Here is a 17,439-nt window from a genome sequence, read left to right as displayed (position 1 = left end):
ATGTGATAGCATCGCTATCATACGCATGATCTTGTCGGAAAACCGCTTCGCACTTTTCCGGATCATGCTTGGGGCATGCCATGGCCAGCCTGACCATCCGCAAACTCGACGACGCGCTGAAGTCCTATCTGCGGCTGCGGTCCGCCAAAAACGGGCGCTCGGTCGAAGAGGAGGTCCGGGTCATCCTCCGGGACCTCGCAGAGGGCGGCACAGAGCCTGCGGAGGCGCCCAAATCGGGCTCCGTCACGCCCGCAGCCTCCGCGCCGCCGGCCGCCAGCGCGGCCGGCGAGGCCCGGGTGACCCTGATCATCGGCGGCGGGATCGCGGCCTACAAGGCGCTGGATCTGATCCGGCGGCTCAAGGAACGGCACATCCAGGTCCGCTGCGTGCTGACCAAGGCGGCCCAGCAGTTCGTCACCCCGCTCGCCGCCAGCGCGCTGTCGCATGAGCGCGTTTATACCGACCTGTTCGACGCCGAGAGCGAGTTCGACGCCGGCCATATCCGCCTGGCGCGGGACTGCAACCTGATCGTGGTGGCACCGGCGACCGCCGACCTGATGGCCAAGATGGCGCAGGGCCATGCCGACGACCTCGCCACCGCCACCTTGCTGGCGGCGAACCGGCCGATCCTGCTGGCGCCGGCGATGAACCCGCTGATGTGGAACAACCCGGCCACCCGCCGCAACGTGCTGCAGCTGCGCCGCGACGGCGTCCATACCGTCGGCCCCAATGCGGGCGAGATGGCGGAGGCCGGCGAGGCCGGCGTCGGGCGGATGGCCGAGCCTGTCGAGATCGCCGCCGCCGCCGAGCGCATGCTGCGGCCGCCGCAGCCGCGCCCGCTGGCCGGCAAGCGGGTGCTGATCACCGCCGGGCCGACCCACGAGGCGATCGATCCGGTCCGCTACATTGCCAACCGCTCGTCCGGCAAGCAGGGCTTTGCCATCGCGGCTGCCGCGCGCGCCGCCGGCGCCGAGGTCGTGCTGGTGACCGGGCCGGTCGAGCTCGACGATCCCCAGGGCATCTCGGTGATGCACGTGGAATCCGCGCGCGACATGCTGCACCGGGTCGAGGCGGCGCTGCCGGTCGACGTCGCGATCTTTGCCGCCGCGGTCGCCGACTGGCGGGTCGCCACCGAAGGCAGCCAGAAGCTGAAGAAGACCGCGGCCGGCATGCCGCCGCTGCAACTGGTCGAGAACCCCGACATCCTCGCGACAATTTCCAAGCTGAAGGAGAAGCGGCCGCCGCTGGTGATCGGCTTTGCCGCCGAGACCGAGCACCTGATCGAGAACGCCAAGGCCAAGTTCGCGCGCAAGGGCTGCGACTGGATCGTCGCCAACGACGTCTCGCCGGCGACCGGCGTGATGGGCGGCGACCGCAACACCGTCCATTTGCTCGCGCGCGAGGGCAAGGACGTCACCGTCGATTCCTGGCCGGTCATGACCAAGGAAGAAGTCGCGACCGCGCTGGTGTCGCGGATCGCACGAGAAGTAGGAACCGGATCGTGAGCGCCACCATCAAGGTCGAAGTCCACCAATTGCAGCATGGCGCAGATTTGTTGCTGCCGATCTACCAGACCGATGGCGCCGCCGGGCTCGACCTGTTGGCCGCGGTGCCGCGGTCGGCGCCGCTGCTGCTGCTGCCCGGGCGCTACGAGATGGTTCCGACCGGGCTGACGATCGCGCTGCCGGCGGGCTATGAGGCGCAGGTGCGGCCGCGTTCCGGGCTCGCCGCCAAATACGGCGTCACGGTGCTGAACTCGCCCGGCACGATCGACGCCGACTATCGCGGCGAGATCAACGTGCTGCTGATCAATCACGGCGAGCAGGTGTTCTCGATCCGGCGCGGCGAGCGCATCGCGCAGATGGTGATCGCGCCGGTCACAAGGGCCGAGCTGGTTGCGGTCGACGTGCTGTCGTCCACCGAGCGCGGCAGCGGCGGCTTCGGCTCGACCGGCCGCTAGATCAGCGGGCGCCGGCTCACCTCGCCCCGCGTGCGGGGAGAGGTCGGAACGCATCGTTAGATGGGTTCCGGGTGAGGGGAATCTCCGCGAGCGCAGCCATCACCCCATCTGCGGAGAGGGCCCCTCACCCCAACCCTCTTCCCGTAAGAACGGGGCGAGGGAGCCCACCTGCCGTCGTAACCCGAGACATGTGCGGATGCCTCTGGCAGATCACGCTTCTGAAGCGCACTCCCGCGTGAATACGGAGTCAATTCGCGTAAAATCCACACCACCGGCGCATTTTTTCACAGCGGATTCTGCGTTCACGGTCTGGACTCTTACTCGCCGAGTCCGGTTGGGACTATTCTGGATTGATTCGAGCGCGACGGGGGGTCTTCGTCGGGCTGTCGGGTCCTGCTCGGGCATGATCCACGGATAAACGCGAAACGTTTGCCGTGAGGGAACACCGGTCTCTTCATTTCCGGATCATGTCTTAAGGTTTGTGCGTTCTGGGGCAACATATGTCGGGCGTAGTCGCGGCAATGCGTCGAACCCTGCTGTCATGCACCTCACTGGCGCGCGACGGCATGATTGGGCTCGCCATGTCAGCATTGCTGCCGGCCCGCGCCTCGTTCGCCGCCGAAAGCCTGGTCGCCCAGGCGATGTCGGATCATCTCGGCTTCAATCACCAGGAGGTCGCGGTGCTCGCGACGTCGTTCGCGCTGGTCGGCTTCTCCGCCGTCGCCGCGATCCTGTTGATGCGCACCCGGCTGCGCGCGACCCGCAATGAAGAACAGCTGCAATCCGAGATATCGGACCTGCAGGCGCAATCGGACCGGCTGCGCGCGCTGCTGTTCGTCGAGCCGCAGGTCCTGATCTCCTGGGCCGCGGGCGACAACCGGCCGCAGATCTCGGGCGACACCTCGCTGGTGATGTCGCAGGAAGGTTCGCCGCAGCGCATCCTTGCCTTCGGAACCTGGCTGCCGCCGGAGCCGGCGCTGCAGATGGACCACGCGGTCGACGCGCTGCGCGAGAAGGGCGAGGCGTTCCTGCTCAATCTCTCGACCTCCGCCGGCCGCGCCATCGAGGCGATGGGCCGCGCGATCGGGGGACAAGCCATCGTCCGGATCCGCGAGCTCGGCGGCCTGCGCCGCGAACTCGCGGAATCCAACCTGCGCTACAAGACGCTGCAGGAGGAGACCGAGCTGCTGCGCGATTTCGCTGCCGCCGCGCCGTGGCCGATCTGGGCCAAGAGCCTCGAGGGCAATCTGCGCTATGCCAACGCGGCCTATGTCCGCGCCACCGAGGGCAAGAGCGTGTCGGACGCGCTGCAGCGCAATCTCGAACTGCTCGAAAGCGACCAGCGCACCGAATTGACCCGCGCGCTGAACGACAATGCCAGCTATGCCGCGCGGCTGCCGATCGTGGTCAGCGGCGAGCGGCGGATCTACGACGTCCAGGCGCTCAAGCTTTCCGGCGGCACCGCCGGGATCGCGATCGACGCCAGCGAGGCCGCGGCGCTGCGCGCGGCGATCGCGCGGATGGTCGAAGCGCACCGGCGCACCCTCGACCAATTGTCCTCTGGGGTCGCGGTGTTCGATGCCGACCGGCGGCTCACCTTCTACAACGAATCCTATCGGCGGCTGTGGGGCCTCGACCAGGCCTTCCTCGACAGCAACCCGGACGATTCCAGCGTGCTCGACCGGTTGCGCGCCAACCGCAAGCTGCCCGAGCAGCCGGATTTCCGCGCCTGGAAGGCCAAGCTGCACGAGGCCTACCGCGCGGTCGAATCCGAGACTTACACCTGGTTCCTGCCCGACGGCCGCGCCATCCACGTCGTCACCACGCCGAACCTCGAGGGCGGCGTCACCTATCTGTTCGACAACGTCACCGAGAGCCTCGACCTCGCCCGCCGCTACGACCGCCTGACCCGGGTGCAGCGCGAGACCCTCGACAATCTCAGCGAAGCGGTCGCGGTGTTCGGCAGCAACGGCCGCGCCGAACTGTTCAACCCGCCGTTCGCCAAGATGTGGAAGCTGCCGCCTGACGCGCTGCAGGGCGAACCGCATATCGAGGCGGTGGAAGCGCTGTGCCGGCCGCTGTTCGACGACGCGCTGACCTGGCGGACGCTGCGCGAGCAGATCACCGCGATCGAGAACCGCGCCCAGGTCGCGCTCAAGCTCGAGCGCAGGGATGGCAGCGTGCTGAACTGCCTGACCATCCCGCTGCCCGACGGCAAGACCCTGCTCGCGTTCCAGGACATCACCGACACCGAGAATGTCGAGCGGGCGCTGCGCGAGCGCAACGAGGCGCTGGAAACCGCCGACCAGATGAAGGTCGATTTCGTCCACCACGTCTCCTACGAGCTGCGCGCGCCGCTCACCACCATCATCGGCTTCGCGCATTTCCTCAGCGATCCCTCGACCGGACCGCTAACCCCGAAGCAGGCCGAATATCTCGATTACGTCACCAAATCGACCAATGCGCTGCTGGCACTGACCAACAACATCCTCGATCTCGCCACCATCGACGCCGGCGCGATGAAGCTCGAGCTCGGCCCGGTCAATATCGGCCAGGCGATCGAGGCCGCCGCCGAAGGCATCCAGGACCGGCTGGCCACCGACCGCATCGCGCTCAAGGTCGACATCGAGCCCAATATCGGCGCCTTCATCGGTGACGAGCGGCGCGTCGTGCAGGTGCTCTACAATCTGCTCGCCAATGCGGTCGGCTTCTCGCCGCATGATGCCACCGTCACGATCAGCGCGCACCGCACCGCGCACAGCGTGGTGTTTGCGGTGACCGATGCCGGGCCCGGCATTCCGCCCGAGATGCGCGACAAGGTGTTCAACTGGTTCGAGAGCCATTCCCATGGCTCGCGGCATCGCGGCGCCGGGCTCGGCCTGTCGCTGGTCCGTTCCTTCGTCGAGCTGCATGGCGGACGGGTGCGCGTCGATTCGACCGTAGGCCAGGGCACGACCGTGACCTGCGACTTCCCGATCGACCAGACCGCACATCGCAACGCTGCCGAATGACGGCGCCCTCGACATTCTCGGTGGCGCTCGCGAACGAAACCGCGACGTCAGAGCTGATGGCCGACCTCGCGCTCTTGATCGGCGCCGGCGACGTCATCACGCTGTCGGGCGACCTCGGTGCCGGCAAGACCGCGGCCGCCCGCGCGCTGATCCGCTACCTCGCCGCCGACGATACGCTGGAGGTGCCGAGCCCGACCTTCACGCTGGCGCAGAGCTACGAGCTGCCGCCGTTTCCGCTTGTTCATGCCGACCTCTACCGCATCAACGATGCCAGCGAGCTCGAGGAGATCGGGCTGGCGCCATTGCCCGACGATATCGTGGCGCTGATCGAATGGCCGGAGCGCGCGCCCGACGCGATGCCCGCCGATCGCATCGACATCGCCTTCAGCCACCGCCCGGCGCTCGGATCGGCCGCGCGCGCGGCCGAGATCACCGGCCACGGCAAGGCCGCGGCGAAGGTCGCCCGGCTGAACGAGCTGCGCCAGTTCCTCGATCGCGCGGGCTTCCTCACCGCCCGGCGCGAGCGGATGCCGGGCGATGCCTCGACCCGCTCCTATGCGCGGCTGCGCAATGACGACGGCAGCGTGATCCTGATGAACTCGCCGCGTCGCCCTGACGGCCCGGCGATCTACAACGGCAGGCCGTACAGCGCCGCGGTGCATCTCGCGGAAGATGTCAGGCCGTTCGTCGCGATCGGAAAACGGTCTGCGCAAGCACGGCTTCTCCGCGCCTGCGATCCGCCACATCGATCTCGAATCCGGCTTCCTCATCACCGAGGATCTCGGCGCCGAAGGCGTCATCGCGGGCGATCCGCCGCAGCCGATCGCCGAGCGCTACGAGGCCGCCGTCGACATGCTCGCCGCGCTGCATCGCGAGGCGCTGCCCGACACGCTGCCGCTGACATCAAACGAGAGCTACGACATCCCGGTGTTCGATATCGACGCCTGGCTGATCGAGATCGGGCTGATGCTGGAATGGTATTTGCCCGACCGCGGCGTGCAGCCGAGCGAGGAGATCCGCAGCGAATTCCTCGGCATGTGGCGCGGCCTGCTGGAGAAGCCCGCTGCGGCCCCGCAGACCTGGGTGATCCGCGACTTCCATTCGCCGAACATCATCTGGCTTGCCGAACGCACCGGCATCCTGCGCGTCGGCATCATCGACTTCCAGGACGCAACGCTCGGCCCCGCGGCCTATGACGTGGTGTCGCTGCTGCAGGATGCGCGGATCGACGTGCCCGAGCAGCTCGAGCTGGCGCTGTTGACCCGCTACATCAAGGCGCGGCGCGCTACCGACGAGAACTTCGATCCGGCCGGGTTCGCCGAGCTCTATGCGATCATGTCGGCGCAGCGAAATACCCGCCTGCTCGGCACCTTCGCCCGGCTCAACCGGCGCGACGGCAAGCCGCACTACCTCAAGCACCAGCCCCGGATCTGGACCTATCTGGAGCGGTCGCTGGCGCATCCGGCGCTGACCAGCTTCCGGATCTGGTACACGGCCAACGTTCCTCCCCCGGTACCGTAGTTTACGGCTTGTTAGCCGTTTATTAGCCTTGGATCCCCTAAGCTTGCACCGGGTCGCACCACATCCTGGGCGCGGCCGGATCGGGAGCGGGACCAGACGATGGGGACGGAACGACGCAGGGGCGATCGTGTCACGTTTGAACGCGGCATCGCCGCGCACATGATGGGCATTGACGGCACCTGGCGGCGCGACTGCACCATGGAAGACGTGTCGGAGACGGGCGCCAAGCTCACCGTCGAAGGCTCGGTCGAGGGCCTGAACCTGAAGGAGTTCTTTCTGCTGCTGTCGTCCACAGGATTGGCCTATCGCCGCTGCGAGCTGGCGTGGGTCAATGGCGACCAGATCGGCGTCAACTTCCTCAAGCAAGGCGACAAGAAGAAGAAAACGGCCAAACGCGGCGCGCAGGCAGCCGACGTTTAGGCCAACCGTCGTCGTTAATGCCGTCTTACGGCCGTCATGTCCTATGACTATGGCGTCTGATTGATGTGCTTGCCGAATCGCCGTGATAGGATCGGCGCATGAGAGATGATGACCGAGAATATCCGGAAAATGCCCGTCACTCCCCATAAGGCCATGGTGCTCGCTGCGGGTCTCGGCGTCCGCATGCGCCCGCTGACCAACACGATGCCGAAGCCGCTGGTCAGCGTCGCCGGCCAGCCGCTGCTCGACCATGTGCTCGACAAGCTCGCCGGCGCCGGCGTCACTGAGGCCGTCGTCAACGTGCACTATCTGCCCGACCAGATCATCGAGCACGTCAAGACCCGCAGCCGCCCGCGCGTGATCATCTCCGACGAGCGCGACCAGGTGCTCGGCACCGGGGGCGCGGTCGTCAAGGCGCTGCCGCTGCTCGGCGATGCGCCGTTCTTCCATCTCAATGCCGACACGATGTGGATCGACGGCGTGCGGTCCAATCTGGGGCGGCTCGCGGATGCCTTCGACCCCGAGCGGATGGATATCCTGCTCTTGATGGCGCCGACCGCCTCGAGCATCGGCTATAGCGGCCGCGGCGACTATTCGATGCTGCCGGACGGCGCGCTGCGCAAGCGGCGGGAGAACCAGGTGGTGCCGTTCGTCTATGCCGGTGCCGCGATCATGTCGCCGTCGCTGTTCGTGGACGCTCCGGCCGGCGAGTTCTCGCTGACCAAGATGTTCGACCGCGCCAACGAGCAGGAGCGGCTGTTCGGCCTGCGCCTCGACGGCGTCTGGATGCATGTCGGCACCCCCGACGCGATCCAGGCCGCGGAAGAAGCCTACCTGGAAAGCGTCGCGTAAGCGACGCCGTCGTCAATCGTCTCCGTCGATCGCAAGCACGGCAAAGCTCGCTAGCCAATGTTCACTCATATAATCGCCGGCGATATGCGGCAGGCCGGCGTCGAGATGGCGTCGCGCAGCATCGAGCAGGATCGCACGACGCGTATCGTCCTCCGGCAATGCACCGGCCAGCGCACGCCAGCACCATGCGCGGCTGAGATTGAGCCCATCGAGATGCGCCAGCTTGCCGTCCGTGCGATCGGTCACCGTGGCAGGGCGGAACAGGGTTGCGGGCTCGCGTTGCGCAAGCCGCGGCAGGAAGCGATCGAACCAGGGCAGGAAGTCGCCCGGCGGCAGCAGCCGCCGCATGCACTCCGCTTCGATCAGTGCGGACGACTGGAAGTCGTCGCCGCTGGGCTCGCCCCAGGCGGGACAGTCCCGATCGGCGCCGTACCAGCGCAGCGCGGTCTCGCGCAGCAGCGCGCCGAATGCATCGTCCTGCGTCACGGCGGCATAGTCGGCAGCCATGCGCAGCCCGAACGCGGTGTTGAAATGGGTGCCGACCCGCACCGGATAGGTGGCGAGCGGCAGGAAATCGCGAAAACGCTGCGCGAAGATTTCAGCGAGCGGCCCGATTCGATCGCGCCACCGGGCCCCGTCGAGCAATGAGAGCTCCGCTGCGAGCTTCAGCAGCCAACCCCAGCCATACGGCCGCTTGAAGCCGCGCGCCGTCGGCGCCGCGAGATAGGCGCATTCGGCCGCGATCTTCTCCGCGACGAACTGTTCGTTGAACAGGCTGCGGATATCATCTGCCACGTCGGATGCCGGATAGCGACGCAGCAGCCGTGCCAGCATCCAGTAGCTGTGGACGCAGGAGTGCCAATCGTAACTGCCGAAGAACACCGGATGCAGCTCGCGCGGCGTGCGCGCGTCCTGCGGACCCGCCAGCACATGATCCGGCTTGTTGGGATATTCGCGGCCGACATGGCCGAGCGCGATGCGGGCAAAACGGACGGCGAGGTCTTCGGTCAGGATCGTGTCGCTCATGACGGGGCTTGCTCCTTGCGCGCGCGCCGGACCAGCAGCTCGATCAGGCGCGGCGTCATATAGATCGGAAACTGGGTGGCCGCGAAGAACAGCGCCGTCATCGGCGACACCGCCGCGCCCATCGCCGACCAGACCAGTCCGACATTGCGGTTGCCGAGAACGAGACCGCTGGTCAGCCGCGCAGCAAGATTGCCCGGCGTGAGTAGTACGCCAAATCCTTGCAGCGCAAGATTACAGGCGAAAGCGAGTCCGATGCAGGTCGCCGCGGCGATCGGCTGCGTCTCGATCTGCGCACGCACCCCGGCCATGGTGGCAATTGCGAACAGGAGCAGCGAGGCGAGCACGAGGGTATCGATGACGCGCGAATGCCGCGCCAATTGAGCAGCAGCCTGTCGGCGCAGCAGCAACGCCAGCGCGCCGGCGCCGCCGACCAGCAGCGCCAGCCGCATGGCAAGCGCCAGCGGATCGAGCGCCAGACCGGCAAAGCCGGCTGCGATCAGCGGCACCGTGACCGGCGCCAGCGCCATCGACAACAGCGTCACCGCCAGCGGAACGGTGGCGTCGAAGCCGAGCATGCGCGCGACCGCCGCCGTGCCGCTCGACGGCGGCGCGCACACCGACAGCACCAGCGCGACGATCAGTTCGATGCGAAGTCCGGCGCCGCGCGCGGCGAAGCCGACCGCCAGCGGACAGGCCAGCATCGCCAGCGCCGGCAATAGCAGCCAGACCAGCGGCCGCCGCAATGCGCGCCGGAACGCCGCGCCATCGGTCTGCAGAAAGGTGCCGAGCACCAGAACGAAGATCGCCGACGCCATCAGCGGGCGGACGGCGTCCGCCAGGGCAGGCAAAGCCAGTCCGGCCAGCACGCCGATGATCAACAAGGTGGGTCCCCGAGGTACCAGCCCTTCCAACGATCGCGCCAAATCCTCGAATCTCATCGCCATGTCCTGACCCAGCATACGACTGGGCAAATCATTGTTGAAATCGATTATTTCTATAAGCATTATTGCTGTAATGAATTTAGCTGCCGTCGATCTCAACCTGCTGGTCGCCTTCGAAGCGCTGATGGAGGAGCGCCATGTCACCCGCGCGGCCGAGCGCATTGGCCTCGCCCAGCCGTCCATGAGCAGCGCGCTGCGGCGCTTGCGCGCGCTGTTTGCCGACGAACTGTTCCTGCGCGCTGGCGCCGGCATGCAGCCGACCGAAAAGGCACTGGCGCTGGCCGGGCCGATCGGCGAGGCCTTGCGGCAGATCAGAGGCGCGCTGGCGCCTGATCCTGCCTTCGATCCCGCCACCGCGCGACGACGCATCACCATCGCCGCCACCGACTATGGCGATCTGGTCCTGGTGCCGGAACTGACCCGCCTGTTGCGCATCGAGGCGCCCGGCATCGACCTCGCCGTGCGCGCACTGACCGAAGCGACGACGGCGCTCGCAAAACTCGAGCGTGGCGAACTCGACGCGCTGATCGGCGGCCATTTGCCGGAGTCGCCACGCTGCGTCCGGCACCGGCTGTTCGAGGAGCGCTTCGTCTGCATCCGCGCCGCTGCGCCCGCCAATCAATCGGAACGCCTGACCCTGCAAGATTATGCGGCCCTGCCGCATGCGCTGTTCTCGGCGGCCGGCGGCGATGGCCTGCCGAGCGTGATCGACGCGCTGCTGGCGCGCCATGGACTGAAACGACGAGTGGCCGTGACGCTTGCGCATGTGGTGGCCGTTCCCTTCGCGGTCACGGGCACCGATCTCATCGCCACGATGGCCGAGCGCGTCGCCCGCCGCTTTACGAATCTGGCCGATGTTGCGGTGGTCATGCCGCCGATCGACATTCCAGCCTTCGCGATCGACCTGATTCATGCAAGCCGTGCTGCTGAGGATCCGGCGCTGCGCTGGTTCCTGGATGCTGTCGATCGCTGCGTCGCCGGATTGCGATCATGAGCGGTTGAGCATGAGGGGTGGCTAACGACGGCCGCCGCTCCCTATATTGGCGCCGGATCGAATCAGGCAGCCCATGCGCGTTTTCAGCGTTCCCGTTTCTGCGCCATTCCTGCGCACCGTCATCTCGGCGCTGGTCGACGGCCGGCTGGTCGCAGGATTCGCGGCACGCAACGATCCGGCGAAGCTCGCCAACGCCACGCTGTATCTGCCGACCCGCCGCGCCGGACGGCTGGCGCGCGAAATCTTCCTCGACGTGCTCGATTCCGACGCAGCGGTGCTGCCACGCATCATAGCGCTCGGCGAGATCGATGAGGACGAGCTCGCCTTCGCCGACCAGGGCGACGACGTCGGCGGCGCCGCGCCGCTGGAGATTCCGCCCCGGCTCGGCGAACTCGAACGCCGGCTGACCCTGGCGCATCTGGTCGCGGCCTGGGCGAAGACGCCGGTATCGGCGCCGCTGGTGGTCGGCGGTCCAGCCTCGACCTTGCAGCTCGCCGGCGATCTGGCGCGGCTGATGGACGACATGGTGACGCGCGGCGTCGACTGGCGCGCACTCGACCGCCTGGTGCCGGACCAGCACGACAAATACTGGCAGCATTCGCTGGAATTCCTGCGCATCGCGCGCGACGCCTGGCCGAACTACCTCAAGGAGATCGGCCGGATCGAACCCGCCGCACGCCGCGATTTGTTGATCGAGGCGGAAGCCGCGCGGCTGACCGCGCATCCGACGGGCCCGGTGATCGCGGCCGGTTCGACCGGCTCGATGCCGGCCACCGCAAAATTCCTGCACGCGGTGGCGAAGCTGCCGAACGGCGCGGTGGTGCTGCCCGGGCTCGACACCGATCTCGATGAAGACAGCTGGGACACGATCGGCGGCGAGCGCGGCGACGACGGCAGGTTCAAAACTCCGCCCTCGTCGAACCACCCGCAATTCGCGATGTACGCGCTGCTCGACCGCTTCGGCATCAAGCGCCACGATGTCGAGAGCCTCGCCGGGCCTGCGCCGCAGGGGCGCGAAGTCCTGGTGTCGGAGACGATGCGTCCCTCGACCGCGACCGCGCAATGGCACGACCGGCTGGAACGGCCCGAGATCGTGGCGCGGATTTCGGCTGGGATGAGCAACCTCACCGTGGTCGAGGCGTCCGATCCGGAGATGGAGGCGCTGGCGATCGCGGTCGCGATGCGCGAGGCGCGGCATCTCGGCAGATCGGCCGCGCTGGTGACGCCGGACCGCGCGCTGGCGCGCCGCGTGATGGCCTCGTTGACGCGCTGGAAGCTCGAGTTCGACGATTCCGGAGGCGACGCGCTGATCGAAACGCCCGCCGGCGTGTTCGCCCGCCTCACCGCGGAGGCCGCGGCCAGGGGGCTGGAGCCGCCGACACTGCTCGCGCTGCTCAAGCATCCCCTGTTCCGGCTCGGCGGCGCGCACGGTGCGCTGAAGCGGGCGACCGAGGTGCTGGAGATCGCGTTGCTGCGCGGTACGCGGCCGCAAGCCGGGACCGGCGGGCTTGCCCGCGACTTCGCCCGCTTCCGCGCCGAACTGGTCAAGCTTAATGGCGGCGAGACCTCGTCGCTGCACGCCATGGAGCCACGCACGCGGCTGCGCGACAACGAGCTCAACCAGGCGCAGGACCTGATCGCCAGATTGCAGGCGGCGCTGGCGCCACTGGAAGGCATGGCGTCGTCAAAACCGCATGATTTCGCCGAGCTGGCCGCGCGCCACCGCGAGGCGCTGATCGCGCTGTCCTCCGACGAGAACGGCATCGCCATCGCGTTCGAGGAACGCGCCGGTGCGTCGCTGGCAGCTGCCTTCGACGAGCTGCTCGCCAAGCAGCAGCCGAGCGGGCTGATGACGCCGCTGTCAGATTATCCCGAGGTTTTCCAGACCGCATTCGCCGACCGCATGGTACGGCGGCCGGAATCGGCGCGGGCTCAGCTCAACATCTACGGCTCGCTCGAAGCGCGCCTCACCGAATCCGATCGCGTCATCCTCGGCGGCCTGGTCGAGGGCGTCTGGCCGCCGGCGCCGCGGGTCGACCCGTGGCTAAGCCGGCCGATGCGGCATGAGCTCGGGCTCGATCTGCCCGAACGGCGCATCGGCCTGTCCGCGCACGACTTCGCGCAGCTGCTCGGCCATGACGAGGTGATCCTGACCCACGCGGCCAAGGTCGGCGGCGCACCGGCTGTTGCTTCGCGCTTCCTGCATCGGCTCGAGGCGGTGGCGGGCGAAGCGCGCTGGAAGGCGGCGACATCGGCCGGCGAGATTTATGTGCAATATGCGGCCGAGCTCGACCGGCCCGACAAGGTCGAGCCGATCGCGCAGCCCGAGCCGCGGCCACCGCGCGAGGCGCGGCCGCTGAAAATGTCGGTCACCGCGATCGAGGACTGGCTGCGCGATCCCTATACGATCTATGCGCGCCACATTTTGCGGCTCGATCCGCTCGATCCGGTCGACATGCCGCTGTCGGCGGCGGACCGCGGCTCCGCAATCCACGAATCGCTCGGCGAGTTCACGCAAACTTACGCTGACGCGCTGCCTGACGACATCAAGAGCGCCCTGCGCGACATCGGTGCCAGGCATTTCGCGCCACTGATGGAGCGGCCTGAGGCGCGCGCGCTGTGGTGGCCGCGCTTCCAGCGCATCGCGGCGTGGTTTGCCGAATGGGAGCAGGCCCGGCGCGGCAGCATTGCTGCGATCAAGGCCGAGATCCGCGGCGAGATCGGCATTCCGCTCGACGATGCCAGGACCTTCATCCTCTCGGCACGCGCCGACCGCATCGAGCGCCGCGACGACGGCAGCTTCGCGATCCTCGACTACAAGACCGGGCAACCGCCGACCGGCAAGCAGGTGCGCATGGGCCTGTCGCCGCAGCTGACGCTGGAAGCCGCGATCCTGCGCGAGGGTGGCTTTGCCGACATCCCGGCGGGCTCCTCGGTCGGCGATCTCGTCTATGTCAGGCTGAGCGGCAACAACCCGCCGGGCGAGCAGCGCTCGCTCGAATTGAAGATCAAGACCAACGACACCCCGCAGCCGCCCGATGAAGCCGCCGACAGCGCGCGGCGCAAGCTGGAAGCCCTGATCCGCGCCTTCGACGACGAGAGCCAAGCCTACACCTCGCTGAACCTCTCGATGTGGGCGAACCGTTACGGCGCGTATGACGACCTCGCGCGGATCAAGGAATGGTCCGCCGCCGGCGGCCTGGGGATCGAGGAATGGTGAAGGCCGTCAGACCGATCCCGCCCGCGGTGCGTGACGCGCAGGCCCGCGCGTCCAATCCGAAGGCCTCGACCTTCGTGTCGGCCAATGCCGGCTCGGGCAAGACGCATGTGCTGGTGCAGCGCGTGATTCGCCTGCTGCTGTCAGGCGTGCCGCCGGAAAAGATTCTCTGCATCACCTTCACCAAGGCCGCCGCGGCGAACATGGCGGAACGTGTGTTCACGACGCTCGGCCATTGGGTGACGCTCGACGATGCCGGGCTCGATGCTGCGATCCGAGAGGCCGGCATCGCACACCCGGATTCGAAGCTCCGCAAGGAAGCGCGCAAGCTTTTCGCGTGCGCGCTGGAGACGCCCGGCGGCTTGAAGGTGCAGACCATCCACGCGCTGTGCACCCGCCTGCTACAACAGTTCCCGTTCGAGGCCAATGTGCCGGCGCGCTTCGCCGTGCTTGATGACCGTGACCAGAACGAGATGATGGAGCGCGCCAATCTCGCCGTGTTCCTCGAGGCATCGCGGATTCCCGACAGTCCGATCGGCCGCGCACTGCGGACGGCGATGGCAAATGCCGCCGACGTCACCTTCAAGGAGGTGGTGCGCGAAGCCTGCCTCAGCCGCGACCATTTCATGGCCTGGACCGATGCCGCCGGCAGCGCCGCGGCCGCCGTCGCGCAGATGTCTGCGGCGCTTGGCGTTCCCGCCGATATTCGCATCGAGGATGTCGAGCGCGAGATCGTCGACGGGCCGAACCTGCCGCGGTCGAGCTGGCAGGAGACGGCGACGCTGCTCGACACCAGCAGCAAGGCGGATCAGAAGCAGGCCGAGCGGCTGCGCAGCGCACTGACCTTTAGCGGGGCGGCCCAGGTCGACGAGTATCTCGGCGTGTTCCTGACCGATGAGCGCGCACCACGCGCCTCCGTCGTCACCAACAATTTCATCAAGAAGAACTCCGTCGCCGGCCACCGCTTCGAGGCCGAGATCGACCGTCTCGGCCCGCTGATCGAACGCCGCCGCGCGGTGGTGGCGCGCGACCGCACCGAAGCGCTGATCCACATCGCGACTGCGGCGGCCGCGCACTACCGGCACGAGAAGCTGGAACGCGGTCTGCTCGACTATGACGATCTGATCGACAAGACGCTGGCGATGCTCGACCGCGTCTCCTCGGGCTGGGTGCATTACAAGCTCGACCGCGGCGTCGATCACGTGCTGATCGACGAGGCGCAGGACACCAGCCCGCGGCAATGGGACATCGTCGCCCATATCATCTCGGAATTCACGTCCGGCGCCGGTGCCCGCGACGGCCTGGTACGCACCGTGTTCGCGGTCGGCGACGAGAAGCAGTCGATCTTCTCGTTCCAGGGCGCGGCACCGCGTGAATTCGACCTGCGCCGGCGCGAGCTGAAGCGGCGATTTGAGGAGGCCGGACTGAAATTCGATCCGGTGTCGTTCACCTATTCGTTCCGCTCCGGACCGGTGATCCTGCATTCGGTCGACCACGTGTTCCGTGAGCAGGAGATCTTCCGCAGCATCCACGCGGTCGAGAACGGCTATCCGATCCACAATGCGATGGCCGACGCCGGCCCCAGCCTGATCGAGCTGTGGGACCTCGCGGTCGCCGACGACCGCCAGGACATCGAAGGCTGGCGGGCGCCGTTCGACGGCGTGTCCGTGACGAGCCCCGAGGTGAAGCTGGCGCGGCGCATCCAGGCCGAGATCAAGCGCCTCGTCACCAGCGGCACCATGACCGGCAGCGAAGGCGCGCGGCGGCCGCTGCGTTACGGCGACATGCTGATCCTGGTGCGGCGGCGCGGCAACGCCTTCGACGCCGTGATCCAGGCGCTGAAGCACGCGGGTATCCCGGTCGCCGGCGCCGACCGGCTGAAGTTGACCGAGCACATCGCGATCATCGACCTGATGAACCTCGCCGATGCGCTGCTGCTGCCGCAGGACGACCTCGCGCTCGCGGTGGCGCTGAAGAGCCCGCTGTTCGGCCTCGACGATGACGATCTGTTCAAGCTGGCGTATCAGCGCCGCAGCTCGCTGCGCGAGGCGTTGACCGCGCAGGCGTCGAGTGATGAGCGTTTGGCGGCCGCGCTGCGCCGCCTCGAAGACTGCGAGCGCCGCTTCACCCAGGAGACGCCGTTCGCGTTCTACGCCTGGCTGCTCGGCGGCGATGGCGGGCGGGCGCGCATGCTGCGCCGGCTCGGCCACGAGGCCAATGACGCGCTCGACGAATTCCTCGAGCTGGCGCTGAGCTATGAGCGCAAGGCGCCGGCCTCGCTGCAGGGCTTCGTCGCCTGGATGCGCGCCGCCGACACCGAGGTGAAGCGCGACATGGAGATCTCGCGCGACGAGGTCCGCGTGATGACCGTGCACGGTGCCAAGGGCCTCGAAGCATCGGTGGTGTTCCTGGTCGACACCACGACCTCGCCGTCGGACACGCAGCGGCTGCGGCTGATCCATCTGCCGCAGGGCAACGCCGCGCCGAACGCGCCCGGCGTCGTGGTGTGGGCCGGCAAGAAGGCCGAGGATCCGCCCAGCGTCGCCGACGCGCGCAAGGCGATGCTCGGCGACACCGAGGACGAGTATCGCCGCCTGCTCTATGTCGCGATGACGCGTGCCGCCGACCGGCTGATCGTCGGCGGCTGCATGCCCGGCAACATGAACACGGTACGCAAATCCTCCTGGTACGATTTGATCACCAAGGGGCTCGCCAATTCCGGGCTCAAGCTGGAGGAAGAGGAGACGCCGGCCGGCAAGGTGACGCGCTATTCGCGGCCGGATGACGCTGCCGATCTCACCGGCGCGGCGGCGGCGGCGGCCGCGGCGCCGATCGTACTGCCGTCCTGGCTGCGGACGGCGGCCGCGCCGGAAGCCGCCGCCGCGGACGTGCTGCGCCCGTCCGATCCGGCCGACGACGACAGTCACAAGATACAAACCGGCGAATCGGTGCTGCTGCGCGCCCGCGCCCTGCAGCGCGGCACGCTGGTGCATCGCCTGCTGCAATCGCTACCCGACGTCGCGGTGGAACGACGGCTCGGCGCGGCGCTCGGTTATCTTGCCCGTAACGCCGATGGCTGGAGCGAGGAAGAGCGCGCGGCGCTGGCGCGGCAGGTGGTCGCCCTCACCGTCGATCTGCGCTTCGCGCCGGTATTTGCCCCCGGCAGCCGTGCCGAGGTTTCGATCGTGGGTCGGCTGGAGCGGCCGGGCCGGCCGAAAGAGCTGGTCTCGGGCCAGATCGACCGGCTGGTGGTGACGCCGAACGAGGTCCTGATCGTCGATTTCAAGACCAACCACGCCCCGCCCAAGATCTCCGCCGAGGCCCCCAGGGGCTATATCCGGCAGCTCGCACTGTACCGTGCGGTGCTGGCAAAACTTTATCCCCACAGGATCATCCACGCCGCTCTGCTCTGGACCGAAACCCCTGAAATGATGGAGATTTCCGCCTCCACGCTGGACGCCGGGCTGGCATAAGGTCATGTCGGCGTGAGCGAGCTT

At 67.7% G+C, this 17,439-nt stretch carries 10 protein-coding genes and 1 pseudogene; 9 read left to right on the top strand and 2 right to left on the bottom strand.

Going from position 1 to position 17,439, the window contains the following annotated elements:
• Window positions 1–80: 80 nt before the first annotated feature.
• From coaBC to ACVMB0_RS08675, 6 genes and pseudogenes are all read left to right on the top strand, one after another.
• Window positions 81–1,505, top strand: coding sequence for a bifunctional phosphopantothenoylcysteine decarboxylase/phosphopantothenate--cysteine ligase CoaBC (gene coaBC, locus ACVMB0_RS08700; protein WP_461345939.1), 1,425 nt, complete (start codon window positions 81–83; stop codon window positions 1,503–1,505).
• Window positions 1,502–1,960, top strand: a complete 459-nt coding sequence (dut, locus tag ACVMB0_RS08695) for a dUTP diphosphatase (protein ID WP_461345938.1) — start codon at window positions 1,502–1,504, stop codon at window positions 1,958–1,960. The genes coaBC and dut overlap by 4 nt, the downstream gene beginning before the upstream one ends.
• 500 nt (window positions 1,961–2,460) lie before the next feature.
• Window positions 2,461–4,971, top strand: a complete 2,511-nt coding sequence (locus ACVMB0_RS08690) for a sensor histidine kinase (protein WP_461345937.1) — start codon at window positions 2,461–2,463, stop codon at window positions 4,969–4,971.
• Window positions 4,968–6,492, top strand: a pseudogene (gene tsaE / locus ACVMB0_RS08685) (tRNA (adenosine(37)-N6)-threonylcarbamoyltransferase complex ATPase subunit type 1 TsaE). The gene ACVMB0_RS08690 and the pseudogene tsaE overlap by 4 nt, the downstream one beginning before the upstream one ends.
• Window positions 6,493–6,591: 99 nt before the next feature.
• The gene (locus ACVMB0_RS08680; protein ID WP_461345936.1) at window positions 6,592–6,912 is read left to right on the top strand and encodes a PilZ domain-containing protein; all 321 of its coding nucleotides are present in this window, start codon (window positions 6,592–6,594) and stop codon (window positions 6,910–6,912) included.
• Window positions 6,913–7,041: 129 nt separating this feature from the next.
• Window positions 7,042–7,764 carry a nucleotidyltransferase family protein gene (locus tag ACVMB0_RS08675; RefSeq protein ID WP_461345935.1) on the top strand — a complete coding sequence of 241 codons (723 nt, stop codon included), beginning with the start codon at window positions 7,042–7,044 and terminating at the stop codon, window positions 7,762–7,764.
• A 12-nt stretch (window positions 7,765–7,776) separates the two neighbouring features.
• On the opposite strand, the gene ACVMB0_RS08670 is transcribed toward ACVMB0_RS08675, so the two are convergent.
• A complete protein-coding gene (locus ACVMB0_RS08670) occupies window positions 7,777–8,790 on the bottom strand; it encodes a DUF2891 domain-containing protein (RefSeq protein WP_461345934.1) in 1,014 nt (337 codons plus the stop codon).
• Window positions 8,787–9,671, bottom strand: coding sequence for a hypothetical protein (locus tag ACVMB0_RS08665; protein WP_461345933.1), 885 nt, complete (start codon window positions 9,669–9,671; stop codon window positions 8,787–8,789). The genes ACVMB0_RS08670 and ACVMB0_RS08665 overlap by 4 nt, the downstream gene beginning before the upstream one ends.
• Before the next feature lie 97 nt (window positions 9,672–9,768).
• Between ACVMB0_RS08665 and ACVMB0_RS08660 the strand changes: the two genes are divergently transcribed.
• The 3 genes from ACVMB0_RS08660 to addA all read left to right on the top strand — a co-directional run bounded on the left by ACVMB0_RS08660 (window position 9,769) and on the right by addA (window position 17,415).
• Window positions 9,769–10,725 carry a LysR family transcriptional regulator gene (locus ACVMB0_RS08660; protein ID WP_461345932.1) on the top strand — a complete coding sequence of 319 codons (957 nt, stop codon included), beginning with the start codon at window positions 9,769–9,771 and terminating at the stop codon, window positions 10,723–10,725.
• A 73-nt stretch (window positions 10,726–10,798) separates the two neighbouring features.
• Window positions 10,799–13,945, top strand: coding sequence for a double-strand break repair protein AddB (gene addB, locus ACVMB0_RS08655; protein ID WP_461345931.1), 3,147 nt, complete (start codon window positions 10,799–10,801; stop codon window positions 13,943–13,945).
• Window positions 13,939–17,415 (top strand): double-strand break repair helicase AddA, encoded by a 3,477-nt coding sequence (gene addA, locus ACVMB0_RS08650; protein ID WP_461345930.1) that lies wholly within the window; start codon window positions 13,939–13,941, stop codon window positions 17,413–17,415. Before addB ends, addA begins: the two co-directional genes overlap by 7 nt.
• Window positions 17,416–17,439 lie beyond the last annotated feature (24 nt).

Source organism: Bradyrhizobium sp. USDA 4451, assembly GCF_054822585.1.
Note: the sequence above shows the minus strand (reverse complement) of the source record. Positions and strands in the feature narration are given on the sequence as shown.